20 protein-coding genes are annotated in these 21455 nt (G+C 56.4%); 11 read left to right on the forward strand and 9 right to left on the reverse strand.

Annotated features, from left to right (window positions below; genetic code table 11):
* Positions 1–13: 13 nt before the first annotated feature.
* The 4 genes from epsC to miaA all read right to left on the reverse strand — a co-directional run bounded on the left by epsC (position 14) and on the right by miaA (position 3862).
* Positions 14–751: a serine O-acetyltransferase EpsC gene (gene epsC, locus SynPROS91_RS00425; RefSeq protein WP_186517432.1), complete on the reverse strand. Its 738-nt coding sequence runs from the start codon at positions 749–751 to the stop codon at positions 14–16.
* A gap of 77 nt (positions 752–828) precedes the next feature.
* On the reverse strand, positions 829–1818 hold the full coding sequence (locus tag SynPROS91_RS00430; protein WP_038014178.1) for a GntR family transcriptional regulator: 990 nt from the start codon (positions 1816–1818) through the stop codon (positions 829–831).
* Positions 1819–2237: 419 nt separating this feature from the next.
* Positions 2238–2876 (reverse strand): translation initiation factor IF-3, encoded by a 639-nt coding sequence (gene infC / locus SynPROS91_RS00440; protein ID WP_186517434.1) that lies wholly within the window; start codon positions 2874–2876, stop codon positions 2238–2240.
* Positions 2877–2929: 53 nt separating this feature from the next.
* Positions 2930–3862, reverse strand: a complete 933-nt coding sequence (miaA, locus tag SynPROS91_RS00445) for a tRNA (adenosine(37)-N6)-dimethylallyltransferase MiaA (protein ID WP_186517436.1) — start codon at positions 3860–3862, stop codon at positions 2930–2932.
* Positions 3863–3978: 116 nt separating this feature from the next.
* Here miaA and gyrB point away from each other — a divergent pair, with 116 nt between their 5' ends.
* Genes gyrB through SynPROS91_RS00465 form a run of 4 tightly spaced genes read left to right on the forward strand, consistent with a single transcriptional unit; the run spans position 3979 to position 7079 of the window.
* On the forward strand, positions 3979–5946 hold the full coding sequence (gene gyrB / locus SynPROS91_RS00450) for a DNA topoisomerase (ATP-hydrolyzing) subunit B (protein WP_186517438.1): 1968 nt from the start codon (positions 3979–3981) through the stop codon (positions 5944–5946).
* Positions 5946–6284, forward strand: coding sequence for an SH3 domain-containing protein (locus SynPROS91_RS00455; RefSeq protein WP_186517440.1), 339 nt, complete (start codon positions 5946–5948; stop codon positions 6282–6284). Before gyrB ends, SynPROS91_RS00455 begins: the two co-directional genes overlap by 1 nt.
* Positions 6277–6687 (forward strand): CrcB family protein, encoded by a 411-nt coding sequence (locus tag SynPROS91_RS00460; RefSeq protein ID WP_186517442.1) that lies wholly within the window; start codon positions 6277–6279, stop codon positions 6685–6687. Before SynPROS91_RS00455 ends, SynPROS91_RS00460 begins: the two co-directional genes overlap by 8 nt.
* Positions 6687–7079, forward strand: coding sequence for a CrcB family protein (locus tag SynPROS91_RS00465; RefSeq protein ID WP_186517444.1), 393 nt, complete (start codon positions 6687–6689; stop codon positions 7077–7079). Before SynPROS91_RS00460 ends, SynPROS91_RS00465 begins: the two co-directional genes overlap by 1 nt.
* Here the strand turns inward: SynPROS91_RS00465 and SynPROS91_RS00470 are convergent.
* On the reverse strand, positions 7069–7548 hold the full coding sequence (locus SynPROS91_RS00470) for a glutathione peroxidase (RefSeq protein WP_186517446.1): 480 nt from the start codon (positions 7546–7548) through the stop codon (positions 7069–7071). The two genes, SynPROS91_RS00465 and SynPROS91_RS00470, sit on opposite strands and share 11 nt — an antisense overlap.
* Before the next feature lie 77 nt (positions 7549–7625).
* Here SynPROS91_RS00470 and mgtE point away from each other — a divergent pair, with 77 nt between their 5' ends.
* On the forward strand, positions 7626–9080 hold the full coding sequence (gene mgtE, locus SynPROS91_RS00475; RefSeq protein WP_186517448.1) for a magnesium transporter: 1455 nt from the start codon (positions 7626–7628) through the stop codon (positions 9078–9080).
* A 52-nt stretch (positions 9081–9132) separates the two neighbouring features.
* Positions 9133–10140, forward strand: coding sequence for an RpoD/SigA family RNA polymerase sigma factor (locus SynPROS91_RS00480; RefSeq protein ID WP_186517450.1), 1008 nt, complete (start codon positions 9133–9135; stop codon positions 10138–10140).
* On the opposite strand, the gene SynPROS91_RS00485 is transcribed toward SynPROS91_RS00480, so the two are convergent.
* From SynPROS91_RS00485 to SynPROS91_RS00495, 3 genes are read right to left on the reverse strand one after another with little or no spacing between them, the layout of a single operon-like run.
* On the reverse strand, positions 10125–11060 hold the full coding sequence (locus SynPROS91_RS00485; protein ID WP_186517452.1) for an alpha/beta fold hydrolase: 936 nt from the start codon (positions 11058–11060) through the stop codon (positions 10125–10127). The genes SynPROS91_RS00480 and SynPROS91_RS00485 overlap by 16 nt on opposite strands.
* The gene (locus tag SynPROS91_RS00490) at positions 11057–14311 is read right to left on the reverse strand and encodes an efflux RND transporter permease subunit (RefSeq protein ID WP_186517454.1); all 3255 of its coding nucleotides are present in this window, start codon (positions 14309–14311) and stop codon (positions 11057–11059) included. The genes SynPROS91_RS00485 and SynPROS91_RS00490 overlap by 4 nt, the downstream gene beginning before the upstream one ends.
* A gap of 4 nt (positions 14312–14315) precedes the next feature.
* On the reverse strand, positions 14316–15443 hold the full coding sequence (locus SynPROS91_RS00495) for an efflux RND transporter periplasmic adaptor subunit (protein WP_186517455.1): 1128 nt from the start codon (positions 15441–15443) through the stop codon (positions 14316–14318).
* A gap of 206 nt (positions 15444–15649) precedes the next feature.
* Here SynPROS91_RS00495 and mutT point away from each other — a divergent pair, with 206 nt between their 5' ends.
* The 4 genes from mutT to SynPROS91_RS00515 all read left to right on the forward strand — a co-directional run bounded on the left by mutT (position 15650) and on the right by SynPROS91_RS00515 (position 19447).
* Complete coding sequence (gene mutT, locus SynPROS91_RS00500) at positions 15650–16744, forward strand: 8-oxo-dGTP diphosphatase MutT (RefSeq protein ID WP_186519262.1); 1095 nt, start codon at positions 15650–15652, stop codon at positions 16742–16744.
* A 65-nt stretch (positions 16745–16809) separates the two neighbouring features.
* On the forward strand, positions 16810–17808 hold the full coding sequence (locus SynPROS91_RS00505; RefSeq protein WP_186517457.1) for a carbohydrate kinase: 999 nt from the start codon (positions 16810–16812) through the stop codon (positions 17806–17808).
* Positions 17808–17993, forward strand: a complete 186-nt coding sequence (locus tag SynPROS91_RS00510) for a hypothetical protein (protein WP_186517459.1) — start codon at positions 17808–17810, stop codon at positions 17991–17993. The genes SynPROS91_RS00505 and SynPROS91_RS00510 overlap by 1 nt, the downstream gene beginning before the upstream one ends.
* Positions 17990–19447: a sodium:solute symporter family protein gene (locus SynPROS91_RS00515; RefSeq protein ID WP_186517461.1), complete on the forward strand. Its 1458-nt coding sequence runs from the start codon at positions 17990–17992 to the stop codon at positions 19445–19447. Before SynPROS91_RS00510 ends, SynPROS91_RS00515 begins: the two co-directional genes overlap by 4 nt.
* Here SynPROS91_RS00515 and tsaE read toward each other — a convergent pair.
* Positions 19410–19958 (reverse strand): tRNA (adenosine(37)-N6)-threonylcarbamoyltransferase complex ATPase subunit type 1 TsaE, encoded by a 549-nt coding sequence (gene tsaE, locus SynPROS91_RS00520; protein WP_186517469.1) that lies wholly within the window; start codon positions 19956–19958, stop codon positions 19410–19412. The two genes, SynPROS91_RS00515 and tsaE, sit on opposite strands and share 38 nt — an antisense overlap.
* Between tsaE and ahcY the strand changes: the two genes are divergently transcribed.
* Positions 19959–21389: an adenosylhomocysteinase gene (gene ahcY, locus SynPROS91_RS00525; RefSeq protein WP_186517471.1), complete on the forward strand. Its 1431-nt coding sequence runs from the start codon at positions 19959–19961 to the stop codon at positions 21387–21389.
* Positions 21390–21455 lie beyond the last annotated feature (66 nt).

Raw genomic sequence — 21455 nt, forward strand, 5'->3', positions numbered from 1 at the left:
AACCCCTGCAGAGTTAGTCCCCCAAAAACTCAAGGATTTCCCGATCCTTCAGGTTTTGGGATTGGCCTGCACGCCTTTCACGAATAGGGCTCCCGGCGGTCACCGCGTTTAGGGAGCTCTGCAATTCGCTCACCTGATTTTCTAGTTGATCAATTCGCTCCATCAGGTTGCGGATCACATTTGCTTCCGCATCCGGTAATGCCGAGTGCGCCAAGGGATTGATTCGCACTCCGCTCTGGTGAATCACCCGCCCAGGGATGCCCACCACGGTGCAGTTCTGTTCCACACTGCGCACCACCACGGATCCAGCGCCGATTCTGGTGTTGGCACCCACCTCAATAGCCCCCAGCACCTTGGCGCCGGCTCCCACCACAACATCGTTGGCGAGGGTTGGGTGACGCTTGCCGCTGTCTTTGCCCGTACCGCCGAGGGTTACGCCTTGATAGAGCAGGCAGCGATCGCCAATTTCGCTGGTTTCACCAATCACCACTCCCATGCCGTGATCGATGAACACGCTTCGGCCGATCGTCGCGCCTGGATGGATCTCGATCCCGGTGATCCCACGTCCCAGCTGGCTGAGCAGCCTTGCCGGCAATTTCAGGGGCAGGCGCGAGCGCCAGAGACGATGACTCAGCCTGTGCAGGCTGATCGCTTGAAAGCCTGGATAGCAGAGCAGGATCTCGAGAGGCCCGCGCGCTGCAGGATCCCGTTCGCGGATGATCGCAAAGTCAGCCCGAATTTGATCAAGCATGGCCTTGATTCGGACCTGTTGCTAATGCGTGCATCATCTCGTGCGGGTAACCCTTATCGCGGCGAATCAGGGACTGATCAGTGGCTGACCAGACCGATTTCCTTGCGGAGGAGCTCGATCGTGTCACCACTGAGGTAGCTCTCGGCGCAGTGCACTTGGGGCATGCGCATCAGTTGGGAGCGGTTTTGACGCAGGCTTTGCTCCACCAGCGGCATGCTGGGGCGATCACAGAGAACGTGGCTAGAGGCGCGCAGAAGGGCCAGCAGCCGGCTGCCGATGTCTGGGGTGGCGGTCATCAGCAGCAGGTCATTGCCGCGCATGCTGTGCAGGATCACCTCTGCGGCGCGCAGGATGCCAGGACTGATGCTCACCAGGCCAACGCAGCTGCCTTGGCGGAGCTCTTTGAGCATCCCCAACTCCGCTTTGAAGTCATTGAGATCCACGGCAACAGCGCGCACACCGTGTTTTTTGGCGAGTTCTTCGATGGGTTGGAGGAAGTACCTGCTGGTGACCACCGTTCCATTGCTCGCGTTCTCGAGCACGCTCTCGAGCTCTTCCATCGGCACTACTTCCACGGGCACATTGATGTTGGGTTCGAGTTCTTCGGCGATCAGCATCGAAGCGCCAATGTCTTCTCGCGGGGTGCTCACGAGCACCCGGGCGCCGCAGCGCAGGCGCCAATCGATTTCACGCGTGAGCAGTTCTCGGGTTTGTTGCAGGGTGCAACCAGCATTGAGCAGGCCGTCCACGCATTTGCGCACCTCTCGATCGAGATCGGTGACGCCACGATTGCGGATATGGGGCGGCGTGCGGATTTCTCTTGGCTTCTGTTGATCGCGGACGTAGATCCCAGAACCTGCCATCGCTTCCACCACCCCATCGGTTTCGAGCTGGCGGTACACCTTGCTGATCGTGTTGCGATGCAACCCGGTTTGCATCGCCAGTTGTCTCGTACTCGGAAGACGATGGCCAGGCGGGTAGTGCCGGGCGGCGATAGCGAAACAGATCTGGTTGTACAGCTGGGTCGATGCCGGTATATCGCTTTCCTGTTGGATGTGGAATCGCACGCCGGTGGACCGGATTGATGTGGCCACCTTAAGGACTGGACGGCTTGGTGACAATTGCTGAGCGGATCCTTGCCCCGATCCAGCGGCTTATCTTCACGTGCTGATGCCTACTCCTTCTCTTCTTCCTCCTGTGCGTCCTGAGATTTTTGGTCTCAATGGGTGGGTTTCGGCCTTAGCGATGCCGTTGTTTGCGCGCACGGCCCCAGAGCTGGTGTTGGGCTAACACCCCGATTCCACTCGCGAAGGTCGCCGCCATAAGGAGGCCACGAGCACCGAGGAGATCTCTTCGGATGTCCAAGTCTCGATCGATTGGTTGCGGCATGCTCCAGGGCATGCCGCTCTAGTCGCCGCCACCCTGGTGGAGCTGACTCCAGCTTGGAGCTCTGCTCTCAGCGCAGGAGGCTGCTTCTGGAAGCAGATCAGTCTTGAGGGATGATCCGACGCGCCGGTGAAGGAATCGTGCGCACCGCGTTATTACCAACGCCGTCTTCCTTGTCTTTCTTCAAAAGCGGTGCTTTACGGGGTGTGAGGAACATGATCATGTTGCGGCCTTCCCGCTTTGGAGGCTGTTGCACTTCGGCGGGCTCTTCCAGATCCTTCGCCATTCGGCGCAGCAACACTTCAGCCAAGGCGGTGTGCTGGATTTCCCGGCCTCGGAAAATCACCGTGCATTTCACTTTGTCGCCGGCTTTAAGGAAGCGCTGCGCTTGACCAATGCGAACGTCGTAATCGTGAGAATCGATTTTGTAACGCATCTTGACCTCTTTGACTTCGGTCTGATGCGACTTCTTCTTGGCTTCTTTGGCTTTCTTTTCTTGCTCGAATTTGAATTTGCCGTAATCCATGATCCGGCACACGGGCGGATCGGCTTTCTCGCTCACCAACACGAGATCGAGCTCGCGGTCACGCGCAACTTCTAGTGCTTTTTCTCGATCGATTACCCCGAGCTGCTCTCCGTCTGCGTCAACAACCCTGAGCTGTGGGTAGCTGATGCGGTCATTGATGTTGGGGAGCTCCCGGACGGGGGCGCGACGATCAAAGCGAGGACGTGGGGGCATTCAGTGTGGTGAAGGGCTGCTGATTGAAAGCGGTGCTCAGCAGAGATTGTTATTCAGTGTAGACACGCCTCTATCAGGCTTATTGCTTCGCTCAGGGCATCCTGACTTGTGAGCCAGTGGGGGTTGTGTTGGCGACGAAACCAGGTGCGTTGCCGCTTGGCGAACTGCTGGGTGCGCCTGGTGGTGGTGGCGATGGCCTCCGCTTCGCTTCGCTCTCCCTGAAGCACCTCGAGCGCTTCGCCGTAGCCGATCGTTTTCAGCATGGGGAGGTCGGATCCATAGCGCTGGCTCAGCTGCTGTGTTTCTGCGACCAACCCCTCCCGATAAATCTGCTGGGTGCGTTGAGCGATGCGTGAGCGCAGCTCCTCGGGATTGAGTCCGATCTCCAGCACGCGCCAGGGCGGCGGGTTCGCCGACTGTTGTTCACTCATCGGTTTGCCGCTGGCGTACAGCACCTCTAAAGCGCGTTGGGTGCGAACCGCATCTGCTGGAGCGATCTTGGCTGCTGCTTGGGGATCGGACTGTTGGAGCAGTTGGTGACAGTTGGCTTGGCCAAGGGCTTTGAGTTGGCGGCGTAGCTCAGCATGAGGAGGTACGGCGGGAGGATGCAGTCCTTGGGTGAGGGCCTTGAGATAAAGGCCGCTGCCTCCGGCCAGAAAGGCCACACCTCGATCCTGAAGCACCTTGCTCACGGCAGCAGCGGCTTCCTGTTGAAACTCCTGAAGCGTGATCGGTTGGTCAGGGGAGCGCAGGTCTAGGAGGTGATGGGTCACGCGCTGTTGTTGTTCGGCCGTGGGTTTGGCTGTGCCGATATCCATCTCTCGGTAGAGCTGGCGAGAATCGATGTTGAGGATCTCCAGCTGGAAGTGCTCAGCGAGCTCAAGCGCGAGCGCGGTTTTACCGCTCGCCGTTGGCCCCACCAGTGCCACCACAAGCGGAGTCTCTGCATTGGTTGTGGTCCCAAATTCAGGGCTGATCTGATTCATCGAAGAAACGATGGGGTGCATCCCCTTTAAAAATGACGCGTCAGAGGGTTCTACGAGCGCCTCTGGGATACCGGTGGTAAGTTGTAGATGAAAAAGGCTGGGCCGACGACGAGCGCATGAGCGAAGCCTCAAAAGTTCAAGCCGCCTACGGTGCCGAACAGATTCAAGTCCTTGAAGGACTCGAACCGGTGCGCAAGCGCCCGGGGATGTACATCGGTACAACAGGGCCTCGTGGCCTCCACCATCTCGTTTATGAGGTGGTGGACAATGCCGTGGATGAGGCCCTCGCTGGGCATTGCAACGAGATCACGGTTGTTCTCGGAGAAGACGGCTCCGCGTTTGTAAGTGATAACGGCCGAGGCATCCCTACGGATGTGCATCCCCGCACGGGCAAAAGCGCCCTGGAAACCGTGCTCACGGTGTTGCACGCTGGCGGCAAGTTTGGAGCTGGTGGCTACAAGGTTTCGGGTGGTTTGCACGGCGTTGGTGTTTCCGTCGTGAACGCCCTAAGTGAGTGGGTGGAAGTCACCGTTCGCCGTCAAGGCCAGGTGCATCGCCAGCGCTTTGAACGCGGTGCTGCGATCGGCAGCCTTGCTTCAGAGCCGCAGCCTGCGGAGGAGAATGGGCTTACTGGCACCAGCGTTTGCTTTAAGCCGGATCATCAGATTTTCACGGTTGGAATTGAGTTTGATTACTCCACGCTTTCCGCCCGTTTGCGAGAGCTGGCTTATCTGAATGGTGGTGTGCGCATCGTGTTCCGCGATGAGCGAGAGGCTGCCCGGGATAAAGAGGGCCAGCCGCGCGAGGAGCTGTATTTCTACGAAGGTGGCATTAAGGAATACGTTGCCTATATGAATGCGGAGAAGGATCCTCTGCATCCAGAAATTATCTATGTGAACGCTGAAAAAGATGGCGTGACCGTGGAAGCGGCATTGCAGTGGTGCGTTGATGCATATTCCGACAGCATTCTTGGCTTTGCTAACAACATCCGCACGGTGGATGGTGGCACTCATATTGAAGGCTTGAAAACGGTTTTGACCCGTACCCTTAATACGTTTGCGAAGAAACGAGGCAAACGCAAGGAGGCTGATTCAAATTTGGCGGGCGAAAACATTCGCGAAGGCCTTACCGCCGTGCTTTCGGTGAAAGTTCCTGAGCCGGAATTTGAAGGTCAAACAAAAACGAAGCTTGGTAATACCGAGGTTCGCGGCATTGTTGACAACTTGGTTGGAGAATCACTCAGCCAATACCTGGAGTTCAATCCAGGGGTGATCGACATGATCCTGGAGAAGGCGATCCAGGCCTTTAATGCTGCCGAAGCAGCTCGCCGGGCGCGCGAGTTGGTGCGCCGCAAAAGCGTGCTGGAAAGTTCAACATTGCCGGGCAAATTGGCTGATTGCAGCACCAGAGATCCCTCAGAATCTGAGATCTATATCGTGGAGGGAGACTCCGCTGGAGGCTCCGCCAAGCAAGGACGCGATCGTCGTTTTCAAGCGATTCTTCCTTTGCGCGGAAAAATTCTCAACATCGAGAAAACCGACGACGCCAAGATTTATAAAAACACTGAGATCCAAGCGCTGATTACGGCCCTTGGCTTGGGGATTAAAGGAGAGGATTTCAATGTTAAAAATCTCCGTTATCACCGTGTGGTGATCATGACGGATGCGGACGTGGATGGTGCGCACATTCGGACGCTGATTCTTACCTTCTTCTATCGCTATCAGAAAGAATTGGTTGAAGGTGGATATATCTACATCGCTTGTCCGCCGCTTTACAAGGTTGAGCGCGGAAAAAATCACACCTATTGCTACAACGAGCAGCAATTGCAAAAAACCTTGGCTGGATTTGGCGAGAAAGCCAACTACAACATTCAGCGATTTAAGGGTCTCGGTGAAATGATGCCCAAGCAGTTGTGGGAAACCACCATGGATCCCTCTACGCGCATGATGAAACGGGTGGAAGTGCAGGATGCGCTGGAGGCGGATCGCATCTTCACGATCCTGATGGGCGACAAAGTGGCGCCACGGCGGGAATTTATCGAAACCCACAGCGCCGATTTGGACATGGCGTCTCTAGACATCTGATGCGGATGTCAACCGGGGTTGTGTTGCGTTGGGGCTGGCTTCTTGGCGTGGCCTTGATGGCGCCGGCGGCACTTCCCGCTGGTGGTGCTCAGCGGCGGCTTCCCCCCTTGCGCAGGCAGGAGGGCAAAAGCCCATTGCTCAGTGGTGAGTGCTGTGTCTTGCGCTCCAGCCCGCTGGTTGAGGCCCCTGCCCTACGCCGGTTGGAGTTAGGCACTCCACTCCAGATGTTGCGTCATTGGCGTGGAGACGATGGCCGCGACTGGATTCAAGTGCAGGTGTCTTCAGGCCAGGGCTTTCCAGCGAGCTTTCAGTCTGTGCGTGGTTGGGTGAATGGCTGATTCCTTCACGGCTGGTCAGGTCGTGCTGGTAGGGATTGGTGCCATTCCTGGCGCCTGGCTTCGGCTGCGGATCGTGAATCACTTCGAGCCGATGGTTCCCCGCAAGCATTGGGGAACCTTTGCAGTCAATCTCGTTGCCGCCTTTGCCCTCGGTCTGGTTTTAGGCCTGCAAGGCAATGATCCCTGCTCAACATCTCAAGCTCTTACGGGGCTGACGTTGCTTGTGGCTGTTGGTTTTTTCGGCAGCCTCAGTACGTTTTCTACGTTTGCCGTTGAGTTGCTCAACACCCTGAAGCAAAGGAATTGGCGTGAATCGCTGCTCCTAAGCGTGGGCTCGATCCTGGGTGGCTTGGTTGCGGCTGGTTTGGGCTACGGGCTTGGCTTGGCCGAGGGGATCGCTTGATGCCGCAGTCTTCTTCCACTGCAAACCAGTTCACCCTTCGTCAAGACCTGAGCGAATTGGCTCTTGTGGCGCTTGGTGCTGTTCCTGGCGCTGTGATGCGTTGGCAAATAGGGTCCCATCTGCATGACAACAACGTGATTGTGAACGTGCTCGGCGCGTTCGTTTTGGGCTGGTTGGTGGGTCTTCCCCTCCGTCCGAAACGTCAGTTGCTGGTTGGGATTGGTTTTTGTGGTTCGCTCACCACATTCAGCAGCTGGATGGTGGACTGCGTGACCTTCATCGCTCAAGGCGACTGGCTGGCTGCCTTGGGGTTAATCGGCCTCACCCTGGGGCTGGGGCTGGGTGCCGCAGCCCTGGGTGTTGTCGTGGGCCGGAGCTTGGTTAAGCGTTAAGAGCAGACTCAATTGCAGTCTTCAGCTCGTCGGAGTCGGGCTCAACGCCGCTTTTGAAGCGTGCGATCACCGTGCCGTCTTTGCCCACGAGGAACTTCTCAAAGTTCCAAGCCACATCGCCGGAAGGCTCTGTTGTGTTGAGGGTGGTGTAAGGCTCCGTGGTGCTTCCAGTGGCATGCACTTTGTCGAACAGCTCAAAGCTGGCGTTGTAGGTGGTGGAACAGAAGCTTTTGATCTCCTCCAAAGAGCCGGGCTCCTGACCGCCAAAGTCGTTGCAGGGGAAGCCCAAAACCTGAAGGCCTTGAGCTCCGTAGCTGTCTTGTAGCGCTTGCAAACCGCTGTACTGACGCGTGAAGCCGCAGCGGCTAGCCACGTTCACGATTAACAGCACCTTGCCTGAGTAAGAGCCGAGTGATTTGTTGGCGCCGTCGGGGGTGTTGACGGACACGCTGCTGATGTTGGGGGCCATAACTATTGGAAGTGCAATCGGCGCTGACGATAACCGGCGACCGCCCCACTTACACTGGAAGGGGCCGGGCGGAGAGCATGGAAGAAGCCCACGGCCGCAGCGGTGTGAGCGTCACGAATGATCTGGTCGCTGAGGTTGTTGCTCAGCAATTGGAATCGATGTTGGCGGTTGGCAATTACGACGGAGTCAAGTTGCTCTTGGCGCCGGTTCAGCCTGTGGATGTGGCGGAAGCGGTGGGTTGCCTTCCGCGAACCCTTCAGGCCCTTGCCTTTCGCTTGCTCGGCAAGGACGAAGCGATAGAGGTGTACGAATACCTTGAGCCAGCCATTCAGCAAAGCTTGTTGGAACGGCTGCGCTCCAGTGAAGTGTTGGAGCTTGTGGAAGAGATGTCGCCCGATGACCGGGTGCGCCTGCTCGATGAACTCCCGGCCAAAGTGGTGCGCCGTCTTTTGGTGGAGCTCAGTCCTTCCGAGCGGCGGGTGACCGCACAGTTACTCGGTTATGCCCCCGAAACGGCTGGCCGTTTGATGACAACGGAATACATCGATCTCAAGGAATTTCATAGTGCTGCACAAGCTCTCACGATCGTTCGCCGGCGCGCAAGAGAAACCGAAACGATTTACAGCCTCTATGTAACAGATGGGCAGCGCCATCTCACCGGCATCTTGTCTTTGCGTGATTTGGTCACGGCCGACCCCAGCGATTGCATTGGTGATGTGATGACGCGAGAGGTTGTGAGCGTTGGCACCGATACCGATCAGGAGGAGGTGGCCCGTGCGATTCAGCGCTACGACTTTCTTGCTGTGCCTGTTGTGGACCGGGAACGTCGTCTGGTTGGGATCGTCACGGTGGACGACGTGATCGACGTGATCGAGCAGGAAGCCACCCGTGACCTTTATGCCGCTGGTGCGGTGGAGGCTGGTGATGAGGATGACTACTTCCAGAGCAATCTGTTCACCGTTGCGCGCCGCCGCGTGGTGTGGCTTTCGGTGTTGGTGGTTGCCAATGGCTTCACCACCCAGGTGATCGCGATGAACGATGCCGTGCTGCGTGAGGTTGTGATGCTTGCCGCATTCATTCCTTTGTTGATTGGCACTGGTGGAAATGTGGGTGCGCAGAGTTCCACGGTGGTGATTCGTGGATTGAGCACCCAGCGCATCCAACCTTTGGGCCCCTGGCGTGCTGTTGTCAGAGAGTCGCTCGCCGGCGCTCTATTGGGCGTGCTGATGCTTTTTGTTGTGGTGCCATTTGCTTGGTGGCGTGGCGACGGCCCACTTGTAGGGATGGCGGTCGGGATCAGTTTGCTTGCGATTACCACCTTGGCCGCCACGGCGGGTGCTGCGTTGCCCTTGCTGTTTAACCGCATGGGCCTCGATCCAGCCCTGATGTCAGCGCCTTTTATCACCACCGCTACAGACGTGGCGGGCGTGTTCATCTATCTGAAAACGGCGGAGTGGTTGCTGCTGCATGCGCCCCAGCTGCTCGAGACCACGAGTATTTCTACTCATCTAGCCACTTCTTTCGCTTTCTGAGAGTTCGTTTACGTTTCTTAGGGTTACTCTTTACACAACTCAATGAAGCGTCATGGCTCCTGCTGCTGCTGTTGCTTCCCGCCCCGCATCTGCCTCCACTGGTCGCGCCTCTGGCGCTGAAGTCGATTTAGTTCGTTCGTACTTGCGAGACATCGGCCGCGTGCCGTTGTTGAGCCATCAACAGGAGATCACGCTGGGCCGTCAGGTTCAAGAGCTGATGGATCTCGAGGCGCTAGAAGCTGAGATCAAGGACCAACGCGGCGGGGAAGAAGTCGCAAGAGAAGAGGTCGCTAAAGCGGCTGGTGTGAGTGCCCCGCAACTAAAGCGCAAGCTGCAGGCAGGCCGCCGCGCCAAGGAGCGGATGGTGGCTGCCAACTTGAGGTTGGTGGTGAGCGTCGCCAAGAAATACACCAAGCGGAATATGGAGCTGCTGGACTTAATCCAGGAGGGAACGATTGGTTTGGTGCGTGGTGTGGAGAAATTTGATCCCACCCGGGGCTACAAGTTCAGCACCTATGCGTATTGGTGGATTCGTCAGGGCATCACGCGAGCGATTGCGGAGAAGAGCCGAACAATCCGCTTGCCGATTCACATCACCGAGATGTTGAACAAGCTCAAGAAAGGCCAACGGGAATTAAGCCAAGAACTGGGCCGCACCCCATCGGTATCGGAATTGGCCTCGTTTGTGGAACTTCCAGAAGAGGAGGTAAAGGATCTGATGTGCCGGGCGCGCCAGCCTGTGAGTTTGGAGATGAAGGTGGGCGACGGTGATGACACCGAACTACTGGAATTGTTGGCCGGCGATGGTGAGCTGCCGTCAGAACAGGTGGAAGGCGAATGCTTGAAAGGAGATCTGCGCGATCTGCTGAGCCAGCTGCCTGAATTGCAGGGAAGAGTGTTGCGGATGCGCTACGGGATGGACGGAGAGGAGCCGATGAGCCTCACGGGTATTGGTCGCATCATTGGTATCAGCCGTGATCGCGTGCGCAATCTCGAGCGTGATGGCTTAGCTGGTTTGCGTCGTCTGAGTGATCAGGTTGAGGCCTATGTTGCCTGCTGATTGAGGATCAGCAATAAACGTTCGTTAACAGCCTTTGGGGATTCGTCGTGTGGGCAATGTCCTGCACGAGGAATCACAAAGAGTGATTGAATGCAATCAAATTGTTCTTGCCAGTTTTTGGCTTCCTTAACGGGTTCCCAGGGATCGGCTTCCCCCCAAATCAGATGAACGGGCACGGACAAAGCTTGGAGTAAATCCGGAGCCAAGTGATCATCGAAGAGGTTGATAAAGCCGCGAAATGCTTCTGCAGCACCATTGCGTTGGCTTGGTCCTAAGAGAAGGGCAACCAAGTCATCATCCACGTTGTATCCACTGGGGTAGGCCTGTTTGAGCACGCTCCTAATTAATGCTGGCCGCGCCGCATTGCGGAATAGTGCTGTACTCAGCCAGCGCTGACTGACCAGGGTTTTGAGGAGAGGGCGGATCCAAGCCATCCAGGCTGGTTGCGTTGCCAATTGTTTGTCATCCATCAGCCGCTGCGCGCAGTCGATCAGCACCACTCCCTCACAGGGAATCCTCTTGCTTTGTTCTTTTAAAAGTTGTGCCGCTCTTAGTGCTACAACACCACCGATTGAGTTGCCAACAAGCACCACAGGTCGATCAATCACGTTGATGCAAAAATCGACAACTTGTTGGGCCCATAGATCAAAACAATATTGAACTGATTTGTTGGTGCTGGGTTCATCTTTGAGCTGTGCTTGTGGCTGATCACTGCAGCCGAAACCCAGAAGATCGATCGCATAGGTGGGAACTTGCTCGGCGAGGACGGGTTGGTTGAAGCGCCAATGATTGGTATTCGCTCCGAAGCCATGAATCAGTAGCACCGCAGTTGGTGCCGTTTGATCCCCCATGACGGACCAGCCAATTTCATGGGATTTCCAAGTCCAAAACGCCTGGATTGGAGCCAAAGGAGCGTTCATCTGCTGGGTGACATGAGCCTGCTTTCAAGGTCCTTGACCAGCACATAAACAGGGGGAACAACCCCTATGGAGAGAACGGTGGCAACGATTAATCCACCAAAAATGACCGTTCCAAGAGATTGTTGTGCACTCGCTCCTGCACCGTTGGCGACCACGAGAGGCAAGAAACCGGCAAGCGCGGCCGTTGCTGTCATCAGGATGGGACGAAGCCGCGATTCGGCTGATTCGATCACGGCGATCACGCTACTTTTCCCCTCCTTAAGTTTTTGTTCGGCGACTTCCACGATCAAAATTCCATTCTTGGCCGCTAAACCGATCAAGGTAACTAGGCCAATTTGTGCATAGATGTTCAAATCGATGGAGCGAATCGCAAGAAAGGCGAGGGCACCAAGCATGGCCAGCGGCACCGTTGCCAGGATGATGACCGGTGTGATGTAACTCTCGTATTGGGCTGAGAGCACGAGATACACAATCAGCACCCCAAGTCCAAACACCAGGATGCTCGCGTTCCCCGCGGAGAGCTGCAGCGCTGCCAAACCGGTAAAGGCAGAACCAATGTTGGTGTAAGTCTCAGCTTTAAACAATTGCTGGATTTTGCTCAGGGCCTGACCGCTGCTTTTTCCGATCGCTTCCGCGCCCTGAATCAGCACGGTGCGGCTCAAGTTGTAGTGGCTGATCACGGGCGGAGCACTGCTGAGCTCGGCTTCAGCAAATTGCGACACCTGGACTAGTTCGCCATCGTTTGATCGAACGTAATAACTAAGGATGTCATCGATAGCTTCCCGTTGATTTGGCGTTCCCTGCACGTAGATGCTGCGGACTTGGCCGCTCTCGTAGGTGAGTCCGGAGTAGCTACTGCCAGCTAGCGCAGAAATCGTGTCCATCGCCTCTTTGAAGTCGACGTTGAGAGCCCCCATCACCTCGCGATTGAGGTTGAGGCCGATCGCTGGAGCGCTTGGGGTGAACTGCGTGTAGACGCTGGAAAAGTCTCCGCTTGCATCAGCCGTCTTGATCAGTTGGCCCGCCAAATCGGAGAGTTCGTTGAAGCTGTAGGCACCGTTGCTGAGGTCGTTGAATTGGAAGTAGAACCCTCCTTGGGCGGAGAAGCCAGGCACCGCTGGTGGGCTTGAAGCCCGAGCGAGGCCGTCGCTTAATGCGATCAACTTGGCATTCAGCCGTTTGACGATGGCATCGGAACTGTGTTCCGCGCCTTTGCGTTCTTCCAAGGGCTGGAGGCCAAAGAAAAAGACACCTTGATCGGGACTGGAGCCATTGAAGCCATAGCCGTTGATGATTGAGGCATTGGCGACATCGTCTTCTTCACTGAGAACCTTGGCGATTTGGTTGCCAAGCTTTTTGGTTTCCACCAGGGAAGCCCCATTTTGAAGTTGAAAAATTCCCACTCCATAGCCTTGGTCTTCATCGGGGATGAAGGCTGTTGGCAGGGTCGTGAAAGCGAAGCCTGTCGCCACGATGCCTACAACCAATCCAGCCAGCACGATCCGGCGGGCTTGGATCATCCGTTTGAGAAGCCTGGAGTAGGTGTTTTCAAGACGCTCGAAATTGCGGTTGAACACCTTGAAGATCAGCGGCAGGTTGGATCCAGCGAGGGCACCGATCACGATGCCGGCGATGTAAGTCCAGTTGCCAAAGGAAGCAGCACTGAAGCGGCCAAAGGCCAAGCCCACGATTACGCCCACCACAATCCAACTGCGACCCTTCGCTTCCGGTGGTTTTTTCTGAGAAAGGATCAAACCCGAGAGCATCGGTGAAAACGTGAGCGCATTAAATGCAGAGATGGCAACCGAAAAGGCGATCGTGAGTGCGAACTGTTTGTAGATGATCCCGATCCCACCTGGATAAAAGGCAACGGGAACAAAGACCGCCATCAATACGAGGGCGGTGGCAAGCAGCGCGCCGAAGAGCTCGCCCATGCAAGCGAGTGCTGCTTCGCGAGGCTTCATTCCTTGGTCGATGTTGGTGGAGACCGCTTCGATCACAACGATGGCGTCATCCACAACAAGGCCTGTAGCCAGCACAAGGCCCAGCAATGTGAGTTGATTGATCGAAAACCCGAAGACGTTGAGGAAGGCGAATGTTCCCACCAGAGAAATCGGAATCGCCAGGCTGGGCACTACGGTGGCGCGCCAGTTCTGGAGAAAAAGAAACAGGATGATTAAGACCAATACGATCGCCAGTCCGAGCGCGTCGATGACGCCATTAACGGAGGATTCGATGAACTGGCCGATGTCATAAATCTGATTAATCGTGACGCCAGGAGGCACTGTGCTTTTGAACTGGTTGATTTGATCAATAACGCCTTCTGATACATCGAGAGCATTGCTCGAAGGAGTTTGGAAAACAGCAATCGTGAGCGCTTCCGTTTCGTTTTTATCAACGACCTGTATTGAGTACGAGTTGCTGCCGTATCGGACTTCGCCGACATCCTTCAGTTTGAGCAGATTGCCGGAGGGCGAGCGGCTGAGGATCAGGTTGTTGAAGTCATCAATGGAGATCAGATTGCCGTTGTTCTCCACCACAATCGGATAGGTGTAGGCCTGGTCGCCTGAGGCTGGAGGCCCTCCAACAAGGCCACCAACAGCCACGCTGTTTTGAGACTGAACTGCATTCAGTACGTCTTCAGATGTGAGTTTGTTGGCGGCAAGTCTGCTTGGATCAACAAACAGCCAGAAGGCAGGATTGGCACCTCCCCAGATCGTGACGTTGGCAACGCCTTCCACCCGCGAAAGCGGGTAATAGAGCTGTTCGTAGACGAGTCCGTTTAAAAAAGCAGCATCAAATTGCCCTTCGCTGGAACTGATCTCATAGGCAAGAAGGATGGAGGGGTTGCTTTGCGTTACGGAGACCCCTGTTTCTTTCACCTGGTCTGGGAGTTGGGGATTGGCCAGAGACACGCGGTTCTGAACATTCACCTGAGCGATATCAATGTCTGTTGTTTGGTCGAAATAGACATTGATGGTGCTGTTGCCCGTCATGTCGGTGTTCGAGGAGATGTAGCTCACTCCGGGAACGCCATTGATCTGTTGCTCCAAGGGATTGGTCACCGCTTGCTCGGTGACCTCCGCATTGGCGCCTCCATAGGTTGCACTGACCAGGATCAGAGGATTGGCAATGTTTGGCAGGTTGGCAATGGGCAGAATCGGGATCGAGATCAGCCCGACGAGCACAATTAAAATGCTGCAGACCGTGGTCAGGACCGGTCGCTTGATGAAATTGTCGGAGAAAGCCATCGGCTTAGTTGGCTCCTGCTGAAACGTTCACAGGCATGCCACTGCGCAGCCGACTTGTGTTGCTAATCGCCACTTTGGCCCCGGCTTTGAGTCCGGAGATCACCGGATAGAGGTTGTTTTGCAGATCCCCAAGTTGCACCTTCGTTTGCAGCACGATCGGGGTGTTGCCTGGGAGCTTTTCCAGTTTTTTCAACGCTTTGGCTGTTGTATTAGGTGAGCGTTTGATGGTCGGTAGCGCCTTGCTGATGGGTACGACTTCATAAACGAACGGCTGCTGCGCTTGCATCATCACGGCCTGCACCGGTACCGCTAACTGCTCACTCGATCCGGTAATGATTTCGGAGGCAACATATTGACCTGTTTTTAATTGTCCGGTGAGGTTGGGGAACACCGCCTTCACCATTAACGTGTTTGGAGGATTGCCGGCTTTTGGAATCGAATAGTAAGGCGATACAAAGGTGATTGTTCCTTCACCAGTAACCGGTGGGGTGGATTGAGATGCAAGCTGCACAGGTTGCCCCACTTTGACCTGGGATCCCTGCGATGCTGGAATTTCCATCAAGGTCCAGAGAGTGGAGTTGTCCACAATTCCTGTAATGACATCCCCGGTTTTGACGTAATCACCGATCTTTACGGTGTCTAAGTCACCGATCACACCATTGATTGGAGAGCGCACAAACTTATAGTTAAGGTTGGCCTTATCGGCGATGGCTTGATCTCTTGATGTGATCGCTTTTGTTGCGTAGGCATCACGACGTTTCGCTGATGCGGCTCCTTGTTCATAAAGAAATTGGTATCTTTCAGCATTAACTTTGTCATAGCGAGCTTGTGATTTAGAGGCGTCGAGCTGGGCGCTCTGTTGCGTGTTGTCGAGCACAAGAATCACCTGACCTGCTTGAACTTGATCTCCTTCTTTGACAAGTTTCTTGATCACTCGGCCATCTGTTTCAGGGCTGAGCGTCACGTTGGTGGTGGATTCAAGCGGGCTAATCGCTTTGATGCTGGGTTTGAAGCTGCCCTGGGAGATTGTTGCGGTGTTGATGGATAAAAAGGTCGTGCCGGATGTCTTGCTCTGCCCGCATGCTGCAAGGGCAACGGTGAGAGTCAGTCCAACAACAAGGGGGGCCCGCACAATGCAACTGATGAGTTGCGCGGACCATACCTGTTATTGACCACGATGACGCCTTGCACTCTCATTCAGCTTGGATGGTGCGCAGATCGCCGAAGTAAATATGGGCGGATGCTTTCTGCTTGCCCTGAGATCCTGTGCGCTGATCAACGCGGGAACTCGGTGCTTTGACACCTGAACTGAGCGGCCCCTTGTTGTCCTGGTGGGAGATGCATGGTCGCAGGGATCCTGAGCAGAAACCATGGATGTTCACTGTGGATCGAGCCTGGCCACAGCCTGACGACGTGTTGTCGCCCTTCGGCATTTGGATTGCCGAGGTGATGTTGCAGCAAACCCAGTTGCAGGTGGTGTTGCCGTACTGGGAGCGCTGGATGGAGGTTTTCCCCACGCTGGAGCGACTGGCTGAGGCGCGAGAACACGATGTGTTGCTGCTTTGGCAGGGGCTTGGTTACTACTCGCGAGCCCGCCGTCTTCTGGCAGGAGCCAAGCAACTGATGGGTCAGATCGCTCCTGCCTCAAGCACGACGCTGTCCGCTTGGCCAATGGATCTGGATGGTTGGCTGCTCCTCCCTGGGATTGGCCGCACCACCGCGGGGGGCATCCTCTCGTCTGCCTTCAACAGCCCGCTGGCGATTCTTGATGGCAATGTGCGCCGGGTCTTGGCTCGGCTTCAAGCTCATCCCAAACCTCCTGCGCGTGATCAAGCCTTGTGTTGGCAATGGAGTGAGGCTCTTGTTGCGGCTGCGCCTGGCCGTGCTCGTGATCTCAATCAGGCCCTGATGGACCTCGGTGCCACGGTTTGCACTCCCCGTTCACCGAATTGCGGGTGCTGTCCTTGGCAGATGCATTGCGCTGCTTACGCTGCTGGCGATGTGGAGCGTTACCCCGTGAAAGACACCCCTCGAGCTGTGCCCTTTCAAGTGATTGGTGTGGGAGTGGTGCTGAATGAAGCCGGAGAGGTGTTGATTGATCAACGCCTGAATGAGGGGTTGTTGGGCGGGCTATGGGAATTTCCAGGCGGGAAGCAGGAGCCTGGCGAGGCCATTGTTCAGACCATCGCTCGCGAATTGCAGGAAGAATTGGCGATTGAAGTGTCTGTGGGAGAGGAGCTGATCAGCCTTGACCATGCCTACAGCCACAAAAAACTGCGGTTTGTGGTGCATCTCTGCCAGTGGCAAAAGGGCGAACCCCAGCCGCTTGCGAGCCAGCAGGTGCGCTGGGTGCGTCCGGAGTCCTTGTCCGACTATCCCTTCCCTGCTGCCAATGCTCGAATCATTGCTGCGTTGTTGGACCACGTCTCCTGAATTGGGGCACGTTGGTTGGCATCACGCTTTGCCGTAGCCAGCCTTGATGCATCCGACTTGCTGTCATGGCCGATCTGTCTGCGTTGGCTCCTCGCGTGTTGTGCCTGGGTGAGGCTTTGGTGGATCGGCTTGGCCCGCTTGGAGGGGATCCCGCTACTGCTGCGCCCGATTCTTGTGATGACCGCTTGGGTGGTGCACCCGCCAACGTGGCCTGTGCTCTCGCTCGGCTTGGCACACCCGTTGGCCTCGTTGGTCGACTTGGTGAAGATGCCATCGGGGCTGCATTCCTCAAGCTTTTCAAGGGGCGGGGTGTTGATGTGCGGGCGCTTCAACGTGATGCAAGTCACCCGAGTCGGGTGGTGTTGGTTCGCCGCCATGCCAATGGGGAACGCGTGTTTCAGGGGTTTGCTGGAGATCACATCCTGGGTTTCGCGGATCAACTGCTGGATCGTGGCTGTTTGGAAGCGGTCTGGCCGGGCTTGGCCGAGCAGGCTCGCTGGCTATTAGTTGGCACGATTCCCTTGGCCTCGATGGCTTCTGCCGGCGCGTTGCAATGGGTGTTAGCTCAGGCCAAGGCTGCTGGTCTTGGCTTGGCTGTGGATGTGAACTGGCGCCCCACCTTCTGGAATCCCGAGGCAGACCCAGCGGCGGGTCCTACCGCTGATGCAATGGCGGTGATCAAGCCTGTGTTGGAGCAGGCCTCCCTGATCAAATTGGCCCGGGAGGAGGCGTTGTGGTTTTTCGGCAGTGATGATCCTGCTGCTATCTCTGCGGATTTGCCGCAGCAGCCCGACGTCGTGGTGACCGATGGAGCCGCGCCCGTTCGCTGGTTCATCGCCAAGGAAGCCGGGAGTATGCCGGTGTTCCCTCCCGCTCAGGTGATCGACACCACAGGGGCAGGGGATGCCTTCACTGCCGGTTTGTTGCACTGTTGGGATCGCCCTGTCACGGAGCGGTTGCGCTTCGCGTCAGCCTGCGGTGCACTCGTTTGTGGTGGAGCTGGAGCGATCGACCCACAGCCACGAGAGCAAGACGTATCAACTTTCCTCAAGGAGTGCACTTAATGGGTGTCATGCCAAGTCGCTGGCCCTGGTTGGCCGTGCTCGCTGCGGTTGTTTTGGCCTTAGTGGTGCATGGTCAGGCGGAATCGGCCTTGCCGTTTTGGGCTGGTCTGCCTGTTTGGGTGTTGGTGTTCATCGGCCTGCAGGCGGTACTCACCTTTGCCGCTGCTTGGATCGCCCGCCCATGAGCACCACTCTGATTTCAGCGTTCCTCGCTCTCGTTGTTTACCTGCTGGCGTTGCTCTGGCTCGGAACTCAGAGTCTCGGGGGACAAACCAACAGCGCCGACTCCTATTTCCTGGCCGATCGGCGGCTGCGTGCCGGAGTGCTGTTCTTCACGCTGATCGCGACCAACTTCAGCGCCTTCTTTTTTCTTGGTTTTGCTGGTGCGGGCTATCGCATCGGGATTGCCTATTACCCAATGATGGCGTTTGGAACAGGGTTGGCTGCCCTCAGTTTCGGCAGCCTGGGCTGCCGGGTCCGCAGGCTCAGTGCTGACCATGGCCTCATCACTCCGTCTGAATTGATCGGCCATCTCTTGCCAGGGGAGGGACTGCGCCTGTTGGTTCTTGCGGTGATGGTGCTGTTCACCCTTCCTTATTTGGCCCTGCAACCTCTTGGTGCCGGTTATTTGCTCGAGAGCCTCACGGGAGGAGCGGTTCCTTTTGAGGTTGGAGCTGTCCTGCTCACCGTCGTGATCGTTCTGTACGTGGTGGGCGGCGGCATGCGAGCTGTGGCGAGAACCGACGTGCTTCAGGGGATCCTGATGTTTTCGCTGATGCTGATGGCCTTTGCGGCTGTCGCCAAAGGTGTCGGTGGCGTCGAGCTGGCCAATCGCACGCTGTTTGTGCAACGTCCTGAGCTGTTCAGTCCGGCAGGACTGGGCCATTTTTTTACGCCGCGAATGTTGGCCAGCTATCTGCTGCTTTGGCCGTTGTGCCTGCCGATGTTTCCGCAGATGCTGATGCGTTTTTTTGCTGCCGGGGATGACCGCTCGTTGAAGCAGTCGATGGTGCTTTACCCAGTCGTAGCGGGAGTGCTGTTCATTTGTCCTGTGCTGATCGGGATGTGGGGGCATCTGGCCTTCCCTGATCTGCTGGGTCGCGCGTCCGATCAGATCATGCCCTTGATGCTGTCCCAATACAGCCCGCAATGGTTAACGGGAATCGTGATGGTGGGGGCCTTGGCTGCCTTTATGTCCACCCTGGATTCGCAGTTGTTGGCGCTGTCGTCGATGCTCACTCGCGACATCTATAAGAGGTATTGGCGACCGCAGGCTTCTTTGGCGGAGCAAGTGCGTGTTGGGCAGCTCGTGGTGATCGCTCTTGCAGTCGCTGGTCTTGCCATCGCCCTGCGTCCGCCGGAGGCCATTCTGTCGCTTGCAACCCATGCCTTTTCGGGACTCGCATTGCTGTTCCCGATGCTGGTGGGGGCGGTCTATGGCCTGCGCTGGTCCGTTGTTGGCGCCATGTTGTCGGTGATCGCAGGGGAAGCCGTTCTGCTGGGTTTTGCCATGGGCGTGATTCCGCAGGCTTTTCAGGGGGGCTGTCTGCCTTTGATCCCTGCACTCGTTGTGGCCTGCACGGTTTTGGGAGTGGATCAGCTCATCGCTCGCTGGTCGTCGTCAGGTTTGCGGGCCTAACGTTTGGCGGGTGGAGCGAGACGGTGCGTCCGCTGGCAGCTGCGTAGTTGAGATCCAAGAGCCAGGCGTCTGGAAGAGAGAGGCTGAGCCGCTCCGGCCACTCCACTACGAGCAAAGCCCCCATGGCATTTGCCTCTTCCTCCTCTTGAAGGAAAAGGTCATCAGCTGCGATCGCTTGCTCGAGCCGGTACAGGTCGAGATGGACGAGAGGGGGGGTTCCTTCCGGGTAGTGCTGAGCGAGCGCGAAGGTTGGGCTGGTGATCGGTTCTTGGATCCCTAGGGCGTCGGCCAGCCCCTTGACGAGAGAGGTTTTGCCTGCACCGAGCGGTCCTCTCAACAGCAGGATGTCGTGCGCTTTGAGGCGCGCTGCCAACATCCGGCCAAGCTCTTTTGTGGCCTCGAGATCGTCAAGGATCCTTGTCACATCTGTAGATTGGTTAACAAGGGAGCCCGAAGCCTCGGCGTCTCCGAAGTATTTATCGTTCACATCCTCCCCAGGGAGCTTTTCCATATGGTGGCAACAGCCGCGGCAACGACCGAACTTCAGGTCGCAAAGGACTACGTCATTGCGGATCTCGGATTAGCCGATTTTGGACGCAAGGAACTCAATATTGCTGAGACCGAGATGCCCGGTCTGATGGCATTGCGTGCCAAGTACGGCAAGGAGAAGCCGTTGAAGGGTGCCCGGATCGCCGGCTCTTTGCACATGACGATTCAGACAGCTGTTCTGATCGAAACCCTGATCGAGCTTGGTGCTGATGTGCGCTGGGCCTCCTGCAACATCTTTTCTACCCAAGACCACGCCGCGGCTTCGATGGCTGCTGCTGGAGTTCCCGTCTTTGCCGTTAAGGGTGAAACCCTTGAGGAGTACTGGGATTACACCCATAGCATTCTCGAATGGGGCGATGGTGGAACGCCCAACATGATCCTGGACGACGGTGGCGATGCCACCGGTCTGGTGATGTTGGGTAGCAAGGCTGAGCAGGACATCACCGTGCTCGACAATCCTTCCAACGAAGAGGAGACCTTCCTGTTCGCTTCGATCAAGAAGAAGCTGGCGAAGGATTCCAGTTTCTACAGCCGTATTAAGGCTGAGATTCAGGGCGTAACAGAGGAGACCACCACAGGAGTGGCACGTCTCTACAAGATGCAGAAGAGCGGAGAGCTTCCCTTCCCTGCGATCAACGTCAACGACTCGGTCACCAAGAGCAAGTTCGACAACCTCTACGGCTGTCGTGAATCGCTGGTTGACAGCATCAAGCGCGCTACCGACGTGATGGTGGCTGGCAAGCAGGCCCTCGTGGTTGGCTACGGCGATGTGGGCAAGGGTTCAGCGCAGTCATTGCGTGGCCTTGGCGCCACCGTTTGTATTGCTGAAGTGGACCCCATTTGCGCCCTTCAGGCTGCGATGGAGGGTTACAGGGTGGTCCGCCTTGAAGATGTGGTGGATCAGATGGACATCTTTGTGACCGCCACGGGGAACTATCAGGTGATCCGCAATGAGCATCTGGTGAAGATGAAGGACGAAGCGATCGTCTGCAACATCGGACACTTCGATAACGAGATCGATGTGGCTTCGCTCAAGTCCTATGAGTGGGACAACATCAAGCCTCAGGTGGATCACATCACCTTGCCAAGCGGCAACAAGATTATTCTTCTTGCCGAGGGCCGTCTCGTGAATCTGGGCTGCGCCACAGGTCACCCCAGTTTCGTGATGAGTAATTCGTTCACGAACCAGGTGCTGGCTCAGATTGAGCTGTTCACCAAGGGCAACGAATACGGCAAAGAGGTGTATGTGCTGCCTAAGCACCTCGATGAGATGGTGGCTCGCCTCCATCTTGAGAAGATCGGTTGCAAACTCACTGAGTTGAGCAAAGATCAGGCCGATTACATCAACGTTCCAGTGGAAGGCCCCTATAAGCCTGATCACTATCGTTATTGATCACTTTCGATTGAGTGAGGGCTGCGGAATGCAGCCCTTTTTTTTATGGTCTTTTTGTGTTCAGAG

Origin of the sequence: Synechococcus sp. PROS-9-1 (assembly GCF_014279775.1) — a bacterium.
Classification (GTDB): Bacteria; Cyanobacteriota; Cyanobacteriia; order PCC-6307; family Cyanobiaceae; genus Synechococcus_C.